Origin of the sequence: Couchioplanes azureus (assembly GCF_014648355.1) — a bacterium.
Classification (GTDB): Bacteria; Actinomycetota; Actinomycetes; order Mycobacteriales; family Micromonosporaceae; genus Actinoplanes; species Actinoplanes azureus.
Genome location: NZ_BMQY01000002.1, coordinates 418139 through 433558, shown reverse-complemented (window position 1 = coordinate 433558; position 15420 = coordinate 418139). Strand labels below are relative to the sequence as shown.

Below are 15420 nucleotides of genomic sequence, written 5' to 3'. Positions count from 1 at the left end.
CCGACGGAAGGAGTCGCCGATGCCCCGGCGCCGCGGCACGGCGCAGGCCTGGCTCGTCCACGCCGGCTTCCTGGCCACCGCGGCGGTCGTCGGCACGGCGTACGCACTGGCGGGACCCGAATGCCGCCCCGCGATCGTCACGCTGGTCACGCTCCTGCCGATCGTCACCTTCCTGGCCGCCCTCGGCAACGGCAACCTGCCGGACCGCAGGCCGTGGCTCATCGCGGTCGCCGGGCTCGTGCTGCTCTTCGCCATCCAGGTGCGCTGGCCCACCTGGATCGGGGAGCTGCACCTGGGCCGCGCCGAGGGCTCGTCGAAGGACCTGACCATGTCGAGCGCGCACACGCTCTTCCTGGCCGGTACGGCCGCGGCACTGCGCCGCCGGGCCAGCGCCGACCCGGGCGGCATGATCGACGCCGCGCTCTTCGGGCTCTGCGCCGGCGGGCCGCTGTGGGAATGGGTGCTCCGGCCGCATCTGCCGCCCGGCGCGTCACCCGCGGGACAGCTGTTGCTGCTGGCCGACCTGCTGGTGCTCTGCGCCGTGGCGGGCTGCCTGCTGCGGATCGGCATGCTGGCCGAGGCCGGGCGCGGCACCCTCGCGTACCTGCTGGGCACCACCGTGTTCACGCTGGGCGCCATGATGACCTCGGCGCTCGCCCCCGGCGGGAGCGTCGTCTGGGGCGTCGAACTGCTGCTCGCGGGCTTCCTGACCATCGCCGCGGCACCGCTGCATCCGGGCGCGGGCTCGCTGACCGTGCCGCCGCCGGCGGCCGACCGGACCGCCCGCAAGCAGCGGCTCTGGTGGCTCGCGGTCGCGCTGAGCGCCAACCCGGTCATCGCGGCGGTGCAGGTGATCCGCGGCGAGACCACGTCGAGCCTGCTGCTGCCCGTCGGGACGCTGCTGGTGGTGCCTCTGGTGCTGCTGCGGATCCGGCTGCTCTCCGCCCAGCGGGACCGCGCCGAACAGACCCTGGCCTACCACGCCACGCACGACGAGCTGACCGCGCTCTACAACCGCCGGCACATCACCGCCGAGATCGACCGGGCCCTCGCCGACCTCGATCGCGGTGCGCTCGACGAGGTGACGATCATGCTGTGCGACCTGGACGGCTTCAAGCCCGTCAACGACCGGTACGGGCATGCGGCCGGCGACGCCGTGCTCCGGGCCGTGGCGGCCCGGCTGGCCGCCGTGGTCCGCTCCGGCGACCTGGTGGGGCGGCTGGGCGGCGACGAGTTCCTCATCCTGTGCCGGGGCAGCGCGGGCCTGGAGGCTTCCGCCCTCACCGCGCGGATCGCCGACGCCGTCCGCGCGCCGATCCCGGTCCCGGGCGCCGAGGTGTCGGTGGGCGTGACCACCGGCGTGGCCCAGGCCCGCCCGGGCGAGGTCGTCGACCGGGAGGCGCTGGTCGGCCGGGCCGACGCCGCCATGTACGCCGGCAAGGCGGCCCGCGGACCGCTCCGGGACCGGGCGCGGCTCTAGGGAGCCGGGCCGGGTCAGCGCCTGAACCGGTCCGAGACCAGGCGCAGCTGGCCGGAGAGGTGGGCGAGCTCGATCGCGGCGGACTCGGTCTGGTTGGCCGCCTCGTGGGTCAGCGACGTCGTGCCCGACACCCGGCCGATGGAGTTCGCCACGGCCGCGGCTGACCGCTCGGCGACGTCGACGTTCGCGACGATCCGGCCGGTGGCGCTGATCTGCGCGTCGACCGCGGCGGAGATGGAACGCTGCAGCTCGTCGATGCGGTCGATCACCTGGCTGATCCGGCTGATCGCCTCGAAGGCGCCGGCCGTGTCCGCCTGCATCGCCGTCACCTTGGCCGAGATGTCGCCGGTCGCCGAGGCCGTCTCCCGGGAGAGGTCCTTGACCTCGCCGGCCACCACGGCGAAGCCCTTGCCCTGCTCGCCGGCGCGGGCCGCCTCGATGGTGGCGTTGAGCGCCAGCAGGTTGGTCTGCTCGGCGATCGCCGTGATGATGTTGACGACCGCGGAGACCTCGTCGCTGGAGCTGCGCAGCCGCTCGATCATGCGGTTGGTGTTGACCGCCAGCTCCACCGCCTCGCGGGCCACCGCGTCGGCCTCGCCGACCGCGGAGGTGATGTCCTGGATAGAGGTGTCCAGGCCCCGCGCGGCCTCGGTGGTCTGCGCCACGCTGGTGGTCACCTGGTCGATGTCGCGGCTCGCCTCGGCGGCCTCCGACGACGCCGTGCCCGCGCCCTCGGAGAGGTGCCGGCTGGTCGCGGTCAGCTCCTCGGAGGCGGCCGCGACCGAGGTCGCGTTGTCGCCGATGTCGGTCAGGGCGGTCCGCAGCGACGCGACGATCGCCTGCAGGCTGCGGCTGAGCTGGGCGAGCTCGTCGCTGCCGCCCAGGGTGGCGTCCTTGGTGAGGTCGTAGTCGGCGATGGACTGCGCGCTGGCCAGGCAGTAGTCCACCCGGCGGGCGATCCGGCGGGCGAGCAGCATCGCCGCGCCGCCCAGCACCAGGGCCGCGAGCAGGCCGGTCACCAGCGTCGCCGCCTCCGCGCGCCGGGCCAGCGAGTCGGCGTCGCGGCCCGACCTCGTGACCCGCTCGGTGATCGCCGCCTGGAGCACGTCGATGGCCTCGGCGACCTTGGCGTCGACGGCGTCCATCGCGGGCCGGGCGGCGAGAGCCGCCGTCCGGGTGGGGTCGGAGGCGACCCGGCTGGCCAGCGTCACGATCCGCTGCCCCGACGCGATCAGCTCGTCCAGGACCGGCAGCACCGCGTCGGCCTGCGGGCGCAGCTCCGGCACGAACTTGATGACGTCGTCCAGGCCGGCGCGGGCCTGGCTCACGTTCTCGCCCAGCTTGTCGAGGACTTCCTGGCGCTCGGTCGCGTCGTTGGTGACCAGCGCGGCCAGCACGTTGCCGCGGAACAGCGACCGTGCCAGGTCCGCCGACTGCACGGCCTGCAGCGCGGACGCGGCGTCGCGGACCGTCCGCTGCTGGTCGCCGAGCGCGGACGTGCCGGTGAAACCGATGACGCCCGCCGTGATGACGAGCAGGAAGCCGACCACTGCGAGCGCGGCGATCTGCCGCCGGATGGTGAACGTCACGGTTTACCTCCTCCGATTCACGGTATTGCCCAGAGCCGCGATCGGTGGCCGCTTCGGCTCAGTTCGGTCCCCGGCCGACCGAAGAGGCGGTCATGAGGCGACGCATCGTTTCCTTGCTGCTCACCGGGCTGCTCCTCGGCGCGGGCGTGGCGGGCTGCGGCGGCGGGCCCGAGACCGGCAAGGCCGTGGACCGCCTCGCCGAGGCCAAGGCCGCGCTGCCCACCTCCGTCAAGGAGTCCGGCGTGCTGGTCGGTGGCACCGACCCGACGTTCGAGCCGATGACCTTCAAGGACGGCGAGACCTTCACCGGCCTCGACGTGCAGCTGGCCGAGGCGCTGGCGGCGAAGCTCGGGCTGACCGTCAAATGGCAGGCCATCGGCTTCGGCGAGCTGCTCGACGCGGTGGAGGCGCACAAGATCGACTTCTCGGTCTCCTCCATGTTCGACCGGGCCGAGCGGCAGAAGAAGGCCGACTTCGTCAACTATCTCAACGCCGGCACCTCCATCGTCGTGAACAAGGGCGTCGGCGACATCGGCGGCATGCCGGGCCTCTGCGGGCGGCGCGTGGCCGTGCAGCCCGACACCGTGTACGTCGACATGGCCCAGGCGCAGGCCGACAAGTGCACGGGCAAGAAGGCCGTCCTGGTGCGCTCGGCCACGCCGTCGGCCTCGGTGGCGAAGAAGGAGGCCGACGCGGCCCTCAACGACTTCCCGATCGCCGCCCTCGACGTCCAGAAGGACGGCAGCCTCGAGCTCTCCGGGCCGCAGATCGAGGCCATCCCGTACGGCATCGGCGTCGCCAAGGACCGCAAGGAGCTGACCATGGCGCTCCAGGCGGCCCTGTACGCGCTGATCAAGGACGGCACCTACGACGCGCTGCTGACCAAGTGGAAGGTCACCGAGGGGGCCCTGCGCACGGGCGCCATCAACGGCGGCGCCTGAGCCCGCTGGCTTTGCCTTTGTACGCTGCGCGCAAATGCGCGCCGTCGATACGATTCTGATCCTCCTGGTCCTGGTTTCCGCGGTGGCGGGATACCGGCAGGGCCTGCTGTTCGGCGCGCTCTCGCTGGCCGGGTTCTGCGCCGGGGCACTGCTCGGCGTGCAGGCCGGGCTGCTGGTCGCCGGCCCGTTCACCGGCGCCTGGCGGGTGGTGGTGTCGCTGGCGGCCATTCTCGTGCCCGCCGTGCTGGGCCAGCTCCTCGCCGCCCGGGTCGGACTGCGGTGGCGCGACGCCGTGCGCACCCACCGGCTCAGGCGGCTGGACGAGGCGGGCGGCGCGGTCATGTCGGCCCTCGCCGTGCTCCTCCTCGCGGCGCTGGTGGTCGTGCCGGTGCGGGCGTCCTCGCCGGCGTGGCTCGACCGGGAGCTGCGGGGCAGCGCCCTGCTCGCCGGCGCCGGCGAGCTGCTGCCCGCGCCGGCCCGGGCGCTCTCCGCCGACCTCGCCCGGGCGCTGGACGACGACGGCCTTCCCGCGGTGTTCCACGGGCTCAGCCGCATCTCCGCGGAGCAGGTGGACGCCCCGGACCCTGGACTCGCCGCCGCCTCGGTCGTCGCGGCCGCCCGGAGCTCGGTGGTCAAGATCCGCGCGGTGCCCGACCCGGGCCCGCACTGCGCCCGGGGCACGGTCGGATCGGGTTTCGTGTACGCCCGCGAGCGCGTCATGACCAACGCCCACGTCGTCTCCGGCGCCCGGGAGGTCCGGGTCCGCGCCGGCCGCGACGAGCTCGACGCCACGGTGGTCGCCTTCGACCCGGACCGCGACGTCGCCGTGCTGCGCGTCCCCGGCCTGGCCGCGCCGGTCCTGCGGTTCGCCGACGAGCCGGCGCGGACCGGCGCCGACGCCGTCGTGCTGGGTTTCCCGCTCGACGGGCCGTACGACGCCCAGCCGGCCCGGATCCGCAGCGTCGGGCGCGTCGAGGGGCCGGACATCTACGGTGCCGGCGCGGTGGACCGGGAGATGTACGCGGTCCGGACCCTCGTCCGCGGCGGCAACTCCGGCGGCCCGCTCGTCGCCCCCGGCGGTCAGGTCCTCGGCGTCGTCTTCGCCGTGGCCGACGAGGATCCCGGCACCGGCTTCGCGCTGACCGCGGCCGAGATCTCGCGCGTCGCGGAGCTCGGCGCCGCGAGGGCCCAGCCGGTCGGCACCGGCCCCTGCCGAACGCGTTGACAACCATCGATTGATGAGATGGGGTGGAGCCATGTCACCCCGCTGCGCTCAGGGGAGCCCGACCGGCGTCCACGACGGGAACTTGGCGGTCCGGTGATCACCGGACGAGCGGCCGCGCAGGCGCCGGTGGATCCAGGGCAGCACGTGCTCGCGGTAGTAGCGGGCCTCACCGAGCAGGCGGCGGCCCTCGGCGCCCGCCGGGTCGGCCAGGTGGGCGGCGGTGGGATGGCCCATCGCGGTGAGGATGAGCCCGGCCGCGCGCTGGTGGCCGGCCGCGTTGAGATGGAGGCGGTCGGGTGACCAGTAGCCGGCGCGGCGGATCTCGGTGTCGTGGAAGACGTCCGCGAACTCCAGGCCGTGGCGGACCGCCAGCTCGCCGAGCGCCGCGGTGAGCAGATCACCGCGGCGGCGCATCACGCCGCCGAACGGCAGCCGGTCGGACGGGTCCGCGCCGCTGATCAGCACCAGGCGCACGCCGGCGTCGGCGCAGCGGCGTACGGCCCGCTCGGTGAGCTCGATGAGCCGCTTCATGTCGCCGCCCGGGCGCATCATGTCGTTGCCGCCGCCGTTGAGCGTGATCAGCGTCGGCGCCGGGGTGAGCGCCAGCGCCGCGTCGAGCTGCTCGGTGACGATGGGCTCGAGCAGGCGCCCGCGGATGGCCAGGTTGGCGTACTCGACGGGCTCCCCGGTCGCGGCCAGCCCGGCGGCGACCCGGTCCGCCCAGCCGCGCACCGTGCCGTCGGGCAGCTCGTCGCCGAGCCCTTCGGTGAAACTGTCGCCGATCGCCACGTATCGCATCCGTCCGAGCCTATCCAGGAGGTGGACCGGGCCATGACCACCCTCCGCGTGCTCGGCGCGCTGGCGGCGGCCGCGGTGCTCGCCGCCGTCGCCGTACGCCGCCGCGCCGTCGCCGCCGTGCCGCCCGGGCTCCGGCACCCGGTCCTCTACCTGCCGCTGAGCGTCACGAACGCGGCCACCCTCGCCGCGGGCCGCCGGCTGCGGTTCCCCGGCGGGCGCGTCCGGCCCGGCGTCCGCGTCGAGCGGCGTACCGTCCCCGCCGGTCCCGGGTCGCCGCCCGTCGGCGTGGTCGTGTACCGGGGCGCCGCAGCGGCCCGGGCCACCGGTGCCCTGCTGTGGATCCACGGCGGCGGCACGGTGCTGGGCACCCCGGCGATCGGGCACGCCTGGTGCAGCCGCGTCGCCGCCGAGCTGGGCGTGCCCGTCGTCAGCGTCGACTACCGGCTGGCGCCGGAGCACCCGTACCCGGCCGCCCTCGACGACTGCCACCACGCGCTGCGCTGGCTGCACGAGCAGGCCGCGGCCCTCGGCGTGGACCCGGCCCGGATCGCGGTCGGCGGCGACAGCGCCGGGGGCGGCCTGGCGGCGGCCCTGGCGCAACGCGCCCGCGACACCGGCCCGGCGGTGGCCCTCCAGCTGCTGGTCTATCCGATGCTGGACGACCGTACGGTGCTGCGCGAGCGCCCGGACCGGCCGGTGTTCACCTGGACGCCCGCCTCCAACCGCTACGGCTGGACGGCGTACCTGGGACACCCGCCGCGGGAGGACGACGACCGCCCCTACGTGGCCGCCGCCCGGCGCGCCGACCTCACCGGCCTCGCCCCGGCCTGGATCGGCGTGGGCGACCTGGACCTGTTCCACCGCGAGGACGTCGACTACGCCCACCGGTTGCGCGCGGCCGGCGTCCCGTGCGAGCTGGTGGTCGTCCCGGGCATGTACCACGGCGCCGACGCCCTCCTCGACCGCCGCGAGCCCACCATGACGGCCTTCCGCACGGCCATGCTCAAGACCCTCCGCTCGGCTCTCGTGAACCCACCTCGTCCAGGTGTTCCATAATATCTTGCCTAGCAGTATATTGGGCGGTGGCCGCGTCGGCGGCTTGCTGCACACCGGTCCGTACCTGCCGGAGGTCGGGATGACCAGTTTGCTGGAAGAGCGGTATCGCCGGGTGCTGCGGCTGCTGCCGGCTGACTACCGGCAGGCGTGGGAGGAGGACATGGTCGCCTCCTTCCTGCAGGCGGCCCATGCCGCCGACCCGGACGATCCCGAGGGCGTGGAGATCGGTGTGCCGAGCCGGGCCGAGGTGGCCAGTGTCGCGGCGTTGGCGCTGCGTCTGCGGCTGGGCGGGGTCGGCGCCGCCCCCCGTCCGTTCGCCTGGGGCGAGGCGGTGCGCCGGGTCGCGCTGATCGGTCTGCTGGCGCACGCGATCGGCGCGCTGGTCGGCGTGCTGTTCATGGTGTGGATCGCCGGGCAGCTGCCGGGCCTGATGCGCCTGCCCGACGCCGAACCGGCCGGGTTCACCGACCGTTGGCTGGCGTTGTGGAGCCTGACCGGGCTGCTGTGGCTGCCGGCGTACCTGTCGGCCGTCCACGGCCACCGCCGCGCGGCCCGGAACCTCGCCGTCGTCGCCTTCGTCCCCGTCTTGATCTCCAGCGTGGTCGGGCTGGTGGACGGCGTACCCGGGTTCACCCTGACGCAGGTGTACTGGCTGCTCTTCGACGCCGTCCCGGTGCTGGCTCTGGCCGCCTTCGGCCCGCAGTCCCCGCCGGTGCGGGCCCGGCCGTGGCTGGTCGCGCTGCCCGTCGGCGGCGCGGCCACGTTCGCCGCGCTGCTGGCGGCGCAACCGGTGCCCGGCCGGGAACTGCTGGCGCAGGCCCTGGCCGACTGGCCCGGTCTGTGGTGCGCCGCGCTGACCGCGGCCGCCGTCGTGCATCTGGTCGCCGCGCGACCGTCGCGGCGGCGCGCGCCCACCTGGCCGCTGGCGCTGGCGCTGCTCGTCCCGGCCGTGCTCGGCCTGCGCCTGACGACGTTGCTCGACTACCTCGGCTTCGCCGTCCCCACGGCGGACAACGCCGCGCTGGCCACGGTGGGCGTCATTCAGTGTGCGGTGGTGGCCGGCGTCGGTGCCCTGCTGGCAGGCGTGGCCGCCCGCCGGCTGCGGCGCCTGCCGACCGTTGCGCCGTCCACCCCGGCGCCTTCGTCGTCGCCGGGCGGTCCCACCGCGACCCACACCCCTCGGAAGTGAGCGGCGGGCGTGGCTACCGTGGGCGTCCCTTGGGCTTGAAGACGAGCTCGTCCACCGGCGTTTCGCGCAGGGAGTCCACCAACGCCGACAGTTCGGGCGGGAGCGGATACCCGCCGCGGATGTAGTAGTTGCTGATGAGGACCACCGTGTCCCCGACGACGGCCGCCGCGAGGGTGTTGCCACTCTGGTACACGGGCCGGCCCGCCGGGGTTCGCTGTGCGGCGCCGAACCTGGAGTCGAGCCGCACCCGCCCGTCGGGTCCCAGTCGCGCCTCCAGCAGCGCGAACGCGGGGGAGTCCCGCACATAGGTGACCAGGATGGACGGCTGGCCGCGGACGAAGTCCGCGCCCAGGGGCTTCCGGGGCGGATCGAGCTCCAGGAAGCGCTGCTCGAACCCGCGGGGTGGCGGATCGGGCAGGTAGACCGTGAAGTCGATGTCACCGGTGTCGACCTCGGAGGCCGGGATGGTCACCGGGAAGTGGTTGTCGAGACAGAGGATCCGCTCGCACGGGTACGACACCGGGTCGGACTCGTGCTTGCTGACGTAGCCGTACTGGAGATAGGCCGGGATGTCGATCAGCGGGATCAGCAGGAGCAGGGCGACGACCTTCCGTCGCGTGACGAACCGGTGCGCCGCCTCCGGCCGGACGGCCTTGCGGACCAGGTGGAACAGCCCGTACAGGAGCGTGATGGCCGCGCCGGTGGCCAAGCCCAGCGGGACCAGGACGATCGCGAGGAAGATCGGGCCCCAGTACCACTCCGTGAAGATCGGCCCGGCGAGCGTGGAGCTCATGACCTCAGCCTGACACGTATCGTGCCCGGATCGGCCCGGTTGTGGCCGCTGCCGCCCGGGCGGGCAGCAGCGGCCGTCCCGGTCAGTAGCGGAAGCGGGAGACCAGGCCGGTCAGCTCGCCCGACATGCGGGCCAGCTCGGCGGTGGCCTGCTGGGTCTCCGTGATGCCCTCGCTGGTGGTACGCGCGGACGCGGCGACGCCGTGGATGGTGCGGGAGATGTCCTCGGTGCCGGAGGCCGCCTCGCCGATGCTGCGGTTCATCTCCGCCGTGGTCGCGGTCTGTTCCTCCACGGCCGAGGCGATGGTGGTCTGGAAGTCGCTGATCCGGGTGATGACGTCGGTGATGGTCTCGATCGCCGTGACCGCGCCGCTCGCGTCGGCCTGGATCGCCTGGACCCGGCGGGAGATCTCCTCGGTGGCCCGGGCCGTCTCCTGGGCCAGGTCCTTGACCTCGGCCGCCACGACCGCGAAGCCCTTGCCGGCCTCGCCCGCCCGGGCCGCCTCGATGGTCGCGTTGAGCGCGAGCAGGTTGGTCTGCCCGGCGATCGCGGTGATCACCTTGACCACGTCCCCGATCTCCGCCGACGACGCGCCGAGCTGGTTCATCGTGGCCGAGGTGGTGGTCGCCGCCTCGACCGCCTCCTGAGCCACCTGCGCCGCCTGCGCCGCGTTCACGGCGATCTCCTGGATCGAGGCGGCCATCTCCCCGCCGCCGCCGGACACGGTCATCACGCTGAAGGACACCTGCTCCGCCGACTCCGAGACGATCTGCGCCTGGCGCGAGGTCTCCTGCGCCGACTCGGCGATCTGGCGGGCGGTGTGCGACATCTCCTCGGACGCGCCGGCCAGCGAGACCGCCGAGCCGTCGATGGTGGATACCGTCTCGCGCAGCCGGGTGACGGCCGTGTCCAGCGCCCGGCCCATGCGGCCGGGCTCGTCGCGGGCGGTCAGGCCGCTGGTGTGGGTCAGGTCCCCGTCGGCGAGCGCGTTGCAGACCTCCTCGACGCGGGCCAGCGAGCGGACGATGTTGCGGGAGACCAGCACCCCGGCGAGGGCGGCGGCCAGGACGCCGCCGATCAGCAGTGCCATCGACAACGCACGGCTGGACTCGTACTCCTGCTGCGCCGACGCGGCGGCCTGGGCGGCGTCGGCGGTCTCCACGGCGACCAGCTTGTCGACCTTGGCGGTGATCTCGGACATGAGCGGCACCACCTGGGTGTCCCGGACCTTCGTCCAGGCCTCGACGTCCTGGTTCTCGCTGATCGACATCAGGTCGGACTCGACCAGGCGGGTGTAGGCCTGCCACTTGGTCTGCAGGTCGCCGACGGTCTTGGTGTTGCTGCCCGGCTGGCTCTCCTGGTACGCCGTCAGGGCCTCGTTGAACGCCCGGACGTCGGCCAGGAAGGCGTCCCGGAAGGCCATCTTCGCGTCGGGCGACGGGGCCAGCGCCTGGTTCGCGACGTTGACCTGCGCCTGGACGAGCGCGGCACGGACCTCGCCGATGGCGGTCACCGCGACGACGTTGCGGCTGTGGATGCGCTGCGCCGCCTCGCTCACCCCGGCCAGCGCGTGCATGCCGACCAGGCCGACGGTGAGGGCCACGAGCGCCGCCGTACCCACCGCGGTCAGGATCTTGACGCCGGTGGGCAGGTCGCCGAACCGGCGCGGCACGAACCGCTTCGGCCGGGCGGCTCCGCCGCCCAGCGCACCCCGGGCAGATCCGGGCCTTCGGCCGAAGCGGAGCTGGAACCGCGGACGCCGGCGGTGCGACGTCGGCTCGGCGCGCTCCGCCGGCTCAACGGGCTCGGTGGGCTCAACGGGCTCAGCGGGCACGGCAGCGCTCGTCACGGCGGCTCCTGTCGGTGGTCCGGCGGCCCGGAGCAGGCCGCTGGTGCCGGATTCATCGTCAAAGCCCCGGCCTACTTGACAGATTGGCACCACCGCCGGAATTCCGTTGCCGAGCCCGGGTGGTTACTCCAAGGTAGTGATCATGACGTTCTGACGGACCGCCTTCCGCCCTTCACCCAGCTACCCGTCCGTAGGAGAAACGTCCTTGTCTCAGCAGGAGTCCCTGCCGCAGTCCGCCCGCGCCACGGTCACCGTGTTCGCATCCCCGTCGAGCTGGATCGAGTCCGACGCCGTGGCGCAGTGCCACCAGGTGGCCGCCCTCGCCGGCATGATCCACGTCGCCGGGATGCCCGACCTGCATCCCGGCAAGGGCGCGCCGATCGGGGCCGCCATGGCCTCGACCGTGCTGTACCCGTTCCTGGTCGGCTCCGACATCGGGTGCGGCGTGGCGGTGTTCCCGATCAAGCTCAAGCGCGCCGTACCCGAGAAGCTGGCGGCCCGCTTCCCGGACCTCGACCGGACGCCGGATCCCGGCGACCCGGCCTGGGCGGCGGTGCCCGGCGACGTCCCGGCGGAACACCGCGAGGGCCTGGGCACGGTCGGCCGCGGCAACCACTTCGCCGAGCTGGCCCGCGTCGACGCCGTCCTCGAGCCGGTCCACGCCGGCCGTCTCGGGCTCGCCCTCGGCGACCTGGTCCTCGTCGTGCACAGCGGTTCCCGCGGCCTGGGTGAGCGCATCCTGCGCGACCACACCGAGGTCCACGGCGCGGGCCCGGCCCCCGACCCCGCCGCCTACCTGGCGCGCCACGACGAGGCCGTCCGGTGGGGGTCGCTCAACCGGCGGCTGATGGCCGCCCGGATCGCCCACGCCCTCGGCGCCGAGCCCGCCGCGCCGATCGTCGACGAGTGCCACAACTCGGTGGAGATCCGCGACGGCGGCTACCTGCACCGCAAGGGAGCCGCCCGCGGCGACGGCCGTGACGTGCTCGTCGCCGGCACCCGGGGCACGCATTCCTACCTGGTGGCGACCCACGCCGGGCCGGAGGCCGGCTACTCCGTCGCCCACGGCGCCGGCCGCAAGATGTCGCGCGCGGACGCGCTGCGCCGGGGCAAGGCCAAGCACACCGTCGAGGAGCTGCGCCGCACACCGGTCGGTTCGGTGGTGGTCTGCGGCGACCGGCAGCTGCTGTTCGAGGAGGCGCCGACCGCGTACAAGCGCATCGAACAGGTCGTCACCGACCTCACCGAGCACGGCCTGGCCACCCCGGTGGCCACGACCGTCCCGCTGGTCACGTACAAGACGGCCGCCGCGGCGCCCCGCGACCGCCGGCACGACCGCCGCCCGGCCGGGCGGCGCTAGCCGGGTTCCCCGACCGGCTCGATCAGGTGGCCGGCGTCGAGATGATGCAGGAGCCATCGGATGTGGGCGCGGGGGCGGCGCAGGCAGAACGCCGCCCCCTGGCCGAGCACGACCTGCCTCAGCTGCAGGAACATGCGCGCGCCCGCGATGTCGCAGAACTCGAGGCCCGCGACGTCGATGACCACCTGCCGGACCGGGCGGCGGTCGAGGATCATCCGCATCCGGGACGACAGCGCCGGCGCGGTGGCGCAGTCGAGATCGCCTTCCAGGGCGATCGTCAGCCGCCCGTGCACCGGGTCGGAGACGACCGTGATCCGGGGAGAGGGCGGAACGGTCGCGAAGCAGTGGCTGATGCTCGTCATCGGCGACGTGCCCACGGGTAGAGAGTGGCCCAGACCATCTTGCCGTCACGGGTGGGCAGGGCGCCCCACACGGTCGCGGCCGCGTCGACGAGCTGCAGGCCGCGTCCGCCCGTCGGCTCGCACGGCATCTCCTCGGGCAGCGGCAGGGGCGCCGGCGTGGCGCGCGGCGCGGGTGGTGTGGGCAGGCGTGGATCGCCGTCGGCGACCACCAGATGGATGCCGGTGCTGCGCCGGGAGACCAGCACGGTCATCGGCGTACGGGCGTGCAGCGCGGCGTTGGCCACCATCTCGGAGATCACCAGCCGGCCGCGGTGCAGCAGCGTCGGGGTCTCCCACGCGGTGCAGACCTCGGTGATCAGGGCACGGGCGGCCCCGGCGGCCTCGACCTCCGGGGGCAGCAGCAGCCGCCGGCGGTAGGCCAGCGACGGAGGCCCGGTCGCATCCGCCTGCGCCTGGTCCACGTTCTCGCACACCGGCAGGTACCGGGGGGCGCCGAGGCGGCGCAGCCGGTCCGCGAGCACGGTGTCGGTCGACACGCACACCAGGACCCGTACCGGCGGATCCATCGCCTGGCCGACCCGGCGGGCGGTGAGCCAGGCGGTGAGGCTGGCGGCGTGCGGGTCGTACATGCCCTGCAGATCGATGATGAGCGTGCCGGGATGCTCGCTCATGCACTTGTTGAGGATGCGATGCGACTCTGCGCCGAGGCGCCGGTCCCAGTTTCCGTGTACGGCCATGACCACCGTCTCGGTCTCGATGTCCGCGCTGACGGTCAGCATGCGAAGCTCGCGGACGTCGCGGTGGCCGGACCTCTGAGGGGGCTCACGTGGGCACAACGCCGCTCGGGCGCGGAAGTGACGGCCGTTCACCCGAAGGGGTGAACGGCCGTCACTGGGTCAGGCCGCTTGCGCTCCGTCGAGGACGGGAATCAGTTCCTGCTCCTCGTAGTCGAGGTGGCGAACCAGCGTGGCGGTGAGCTCGTCGACCCGGGCCTGGAGCTCGGGCTGACCGAGGCCGGCGTCGCCGAGCACCTCCTGGAGCTCGGCGAGGAGCGCGGCGATCTTCTCGTGCTCCGCCCGCAACCGGTCCAGCACCGGGCCCAGGTCGGGCCGTTGCCGGCCGATCCCCGGGAACATCGCCCCGTCCTCCATGGTGTGGTGCTGGTGCAGGCCGCGGCACACGGTGAGGCAGTTGACGCGGAGCTGGGCGCCGAGCACGGGTCCCGACTTCGCCACCTCCTCGCGGATCAGCCGCAGTTCCCGGCGGAACGCATCGTGGATCAGCCGCAGCGCGCCGCCCGCCGAGCCGGCGCTCGTCCGCGGCGGGCCGGGTATCTCGGTGAGGGCGACCACCGGCAGGACCCGGGTGGTCTTGGCTTGATAGTCCGCCCAGCCGGGGTCGTCCTCGACCGCGCGGGCGAACAGCCGGTCCCGTTCCTCGCCGGTCAGGACGGTCGCCGTCGCCTCGTACGTGAAGACGCCGTCCTCGATCGTCACGACCGGGTTGGCGAGCAGGTTGTGGTACCAGTCGGGGTGGCGCGGCGAGCCGGCCGCCGAGGCGATGACCAGGACCCGGTCGCCGCCGTCGGGCAGGTAGCCGACGGGCGCGGTGTGCGGCCGGCCGGACCGGGCGCCGACCGTGGTCAGCAGCAGCAGCCGGGCGCCGGCGAACCAGCCGCCGACGCGGCCGTGGTTGGCGCGGAACTCCTCGATGATGGGCGTGTTGAAGTCGTTCGGCATTCTCAGCTTTCTGAAAAGGGGGCAGCAAGAAAAGGGCGGCGACGAGCCGCAGACAAAGACGATGGTGTGACGGAGAAGGCGGTACGCGCACAGCAGGCGGCGCTCGGGGCCGCCCGGCGATCACGCGTCGGCCGGGTGCCCCACTCGGTAGTGGCCCAAGGCCGACCCGGCAGTCACGCCAGACACGGTAGTGCCATCCCGCACCTTTAGGCAAGATCCACAGTGGCATGCGGCGGATCGGACGCGCGGATTCCCGACTCGACGCCGCCACCTGGTCCGGCGGCGCTCATACTGCCCTGACCATCAGCCGCAATCGTCCTCGGAGGCAGTCATGCGGCGTCTTCGATCCATCACCGTTCTCATCGTCCTGCTGGCCCTGACCGGGGCCGGCTCGGCGGGTGCCACCGCGTCCCGCCCGACGCACCGGCCCGTTGCGGCCGCCGCGCCCTACTGCGGCATCACCTGGGGAAGCCTGCCCAAGGCGGGCGGCACCCACAGCGTGGCCTCCCTGCTGCGCGTCACGACGAGCAGGCAGGAGTGCTACGACCGCACCGTCTTCGAGTTCACCGGGCCGGCCAACGGCTACCGCGTCGAGTACGTCGAGGCGGTGCTCACCGGTGGCGAGGGGTTCGACGTCACGCCGTACACGGCGGGCGCGGAGCACCTTCAGGTCGTCCTGCTCGCGCCGGTCTACTCGACCGACGGCACGGTCACCTACAACCGCAGGCTCGGCGACCACGCGGTCAACGTGGTGCGCTACAGCACGCTGCGGGACATCCTGTACGCCGGCAGCTACGAGGGCTACACCACCTTCGACCAGGGCGTCCGGGCCCGGCTGCCGTTCCGCGTGACCACCTCGACCGGCTCGGACGGCCACGGCAGGATCACAGTGGACGTGGCGCACCGGTGGGAGTGAGGGCGCGAACTTGAGCATTTTTCTCGTGGAGAATGCCACATTCTAGACAAAAACTGCCATGAGGTACGTAGCCGCGCGGCCCGAACGGCTGACCTGTCCGCGCCCGCGGCTACCTACCGTTGA

At 73.6% G+C, this 15420-nt stretch carries 14 protein-coding genes; 7 read left to right on the top strand and 7 right to left on the bottom strand.

What is annotated here, in order from left to right:
• Positions 1-19 precede the first annotated feature (19 nt).
• Positions 20-1480: a GGDEF domain-containing protein gene (locus IEY99_RS09060; RefSeq protein WP_189201344.1), complete on the top strand. Its 1461-nt coding sequence runs from the start codon at positions 20-22 to the stop codon at positions 1478-1480.
• Between the two features lie 14 nt (positions 1481-1494).
• On the opposite strand, the gene IEY99_RS09055 is transcribed toward IEY99_RS09060, so the two are convergent.
• Positions 1495-3069 (bottom strand): methyl-accepting chemotaxis protein, encoded by a 1575-nt coding sequence (locus tag IEY99_RS09055; RefSeq protein ID WP_189201342.1) that lies wholly within the window; start codon positions 3067-3069, stop codon positions 1495-1497.
• Positions 3070-3161: 92 nt separating this feature from the next.
• On the opposite strand from IEY99_RS09055, the gene IEY99_RS09050 reads away from it, so the two are divergent.
• Complete coding sequence (locus IEY99_RS09050; RefSeq protein WP_189201340.1) at positions 3162-4010, top strand: transporter substrate-binding domain-containing protein; 849 nt, start codon at positions 3162-3164, stop codon at positions 4008-4010.
• A 34-nt stretch (positions 4011-4044) separates the two neighbouring features.
• Positions 4045-5235 (top strand): MarP family serine protease, encoded by a 1191-nt coding sequence (locus IEY99_RS09045; protein ID WP_189201338.1) that lies wholly within the window; start codon positions 4045-4047, stop codon positions 5233-5235.
• 48 nt (positions 5236-5283) lie between these two features.
• Here the strand turns inward: IEY99_RS09045 and IEY99_RS09040 are convergent, their stop codons facing one another.
• Positions 5284-6033, bottom strand: coding sequence for an SGNH/GDSL hydrolase family protein (locus IEY99_RS09040; protein WP_189201336.1), 750 nt, complete (start codon positions 6031-6033; stop codon positions 5284-5286).
• 33 nt (positions 6034-6066) lie between these two features.
• Between IEY99_RS09040 and IEY99_RS09035 the strand changes: the two genes are divergently transcribed.
• Both IEY99_RS09035 and IEY99_RS09030 read left to right on the top strand, forming a co-directional pair.
• Positions 6067-7089: an alpha/beta hydrolase gene (locus IEY99_RS09035; protein ID WP_189201334.1), complete on the top strand. Its 1023-nt coding sequence runs from the start codon at positions 6067-6069 to the stop codon at positions 7087-7089.
• A gap of 79 nt (positions 7090-7168) precedes the next feature.
• Positions 7169-8278, top strand: coding sequence for a hypothetical protein (locus IEY99_RS09030; RefSeq protein WP_189201332.1), 1110 nt, complete (start codon positions 7169-7171; stop codon positions 8276-8278).
• A 13-nt stretch (positions 8279-8291) separates the two neighbouring features.
• On the opposite strand, the gene IEY99_RS09025 is transcribed toward IEY99_RS09030, so the two are convergent.
• The gene (locus IEY99_RS09025; protein ID WP_189201330.1) at positions 8292-9071 is read right to left on the bottom strand and encodes a hypothetical protein; all 780 of its coding nucleotides are present in this window, start codon (positions 9069-9071) and stop codon (positions 8292-8294) included.
• 82 nt (positions 9072-9153) lie between these two features.
• Positions 9154-10920 carry a methyl-accepting chemotaxis protein gene (locus tag IEY99_RS09020; RefSeq protein ID WP_229798363.1) on the bottom strand — a complete coding sequence of 589 codons (1767 nt, stop codon included), beginning with the start codon at positions 10918-10920 and terminating at the stop codon, positions 9154-9156.
• Between the two features lie 205 nt (positions 10921-11125).
• Here IEY99_RS09020 and IEY99_RS09015 point away from each other — a divergent pair, with 205 nt between their 5' ends.
• On the top strand, positions 11126-12280 hold the full coding sequence (locus tag IEY99_RS09015) for an RNA ligase RtcB family protein (protein ID WP_189201328.1): 1155 nt from the start codon (positions 11126-11128) through the stop codon (positions 12278-12280).
• Here IEY99_RS09015 and IEY99_RS09010 read toward each other — a convergent pair.
• The 3 genes from IEY99_RS09010 to IEY99_RS09000 all read right to left on the bottom strand — a co-directional run bounded on the left by IEY99_RS09010 (position 12277) and on the right by IEY99_RS09000 (position 14381).
• The gene (locus IEY99_RS09010; RefSeq protein ID WP_189201326.1) at positions 12277-12642 is read right to left on the bottom strand and encodes an STAS domain-containing protein; all 366 of its coding nucleotides are present in this window, start codon (positions 12640-12642) and stop codon (positions 12277-12279) included. The two genes, IEY99_RS09015 and IEY99_RS09010, sit on opposite strands and share 4 nt — an antisense overlap.
• A complete protein-coding gene (locus IEY99_RS09005; RefSeq protein WP_189201324.1) occupies positions 12639-13421 on the bottom strand; it encodes an ATP-binding protein in 783 nt (260 codons plus the stop codon). The genes IEY99_RS09010 and IEY99_RS09005 overlap by 4 nt, the downstream gene beginning before the upstream one ends.
• A 117-nt stretch (positions 13422-13538) precedes the next feature.
• Positions 13539-14381 (bottom strand): nitroreductase/quinone reductase family protein, encoded by an 843-nt coding sequence (locus tag IEY99_RS09000; protein ID WP_189201322.1) that lies wholly within the window; start codon positions 14379-14381, stop codon positions 13539-13541.
• A gap of 331 nt (positions 14382-14712) precedes the next feature.
• Here IEY99_RS09000 and IEY99_RS08995 point away from each other — a divergent pair, with 331 nt between their 5' ends.
• Positions 14713-15297: an AMIN-like domain-containing (lipo)protein gene (locus tag IEY99_RS08995; protein ID WP_189201320.1), complete on the top strand. Its 585-nt coding sequence runs from the start codon at positions 14713-14715 to the stop codon at positions 15295-15297.
• The last annotated feature ends 123 nt before the right edge of the window (positions 15298-15420 follow it).

Bases quoted from the DNA above. Each gene is read 5' to 3' on its own strand.
- IEY99_RS09005 (WP_189201324.1), bottom strand. From the start codon at position 13,421: ATGCTGACCGTCAGCGCGGACATCGAGACCGAGACGGTGGTCATGGCC.
- IEY99_RS09045 (WP_189201338.1), top strand. From the start codon at position 4,045: ATGCGCGCCGTCGATACGATTCTGATCCTCCTGGTCCTGGTTTCCGCG.
- IEY99_RS09025 (WP_189201330.1), bottom strand. From the start codon at position 9,071: ATGAGCTCCACGCTCGCCGGGCCGATCTTCACGGAGTGGTACTGGGGC.
- IEY99_RS09010 (WP_189201326.1), bottom strand. From the start codon at position 12,642: ATGACGAGCATCAGCCACTGCTTCGCGACCGTTCCGCCCTCTCCCCGG.
- IEY99_RS09000 (WP_189201322.1), bottom strand. From the start codon at position 14,381: ATGCCGAACGACTTCAACACGCCCATCATCGAGGAGTTCCGCGCCAAC.
- IEY99_RS09040 (WP_189201336.1), bottom strand. From the start codon at position 6,033: ATGCGATACGTGGCGATCGGCGACAGTTTCACCGAAGGGCTCGGCGAC.
- IEY99_RS08995 (WP_189201320.1), top strand. From the start codon at position 14,713: ATGCGGCGTCTTCGATCCATCACCGTTCTCATCGTCCTGCTGGCCCTG.
- IEY99_RS09030 (WP_189201332.1), top strand. From the start codon at position 7,169: ATGACCAGTTTGCTGGAAGAGCGGTATCGCCGGGTGCTGCGGCTGCTG.
- IEY99_RS09035 (WP_189201334.1), top strand. From the start codon at position 6,067: ATGACCACCCTCCGCGTGCTCGGCGCGCTGGCGGCGGCCGCGGTGCTC.
- IEY99_RS09060 (WP_189201344.1), top strand. From the start codon at position 20: ATGCCCCGGCGCCGCGGCACGGCGCAGGCCTGGCTCGTCCACGCCGGC.
- IEY99_RS09050 (WP_189201340.1), top strand. From the start codon at position 3,162: ATGAGGCGACGCATCGTTTCCTTGCTGCTCACCGGGCTGCTCCTCGGC.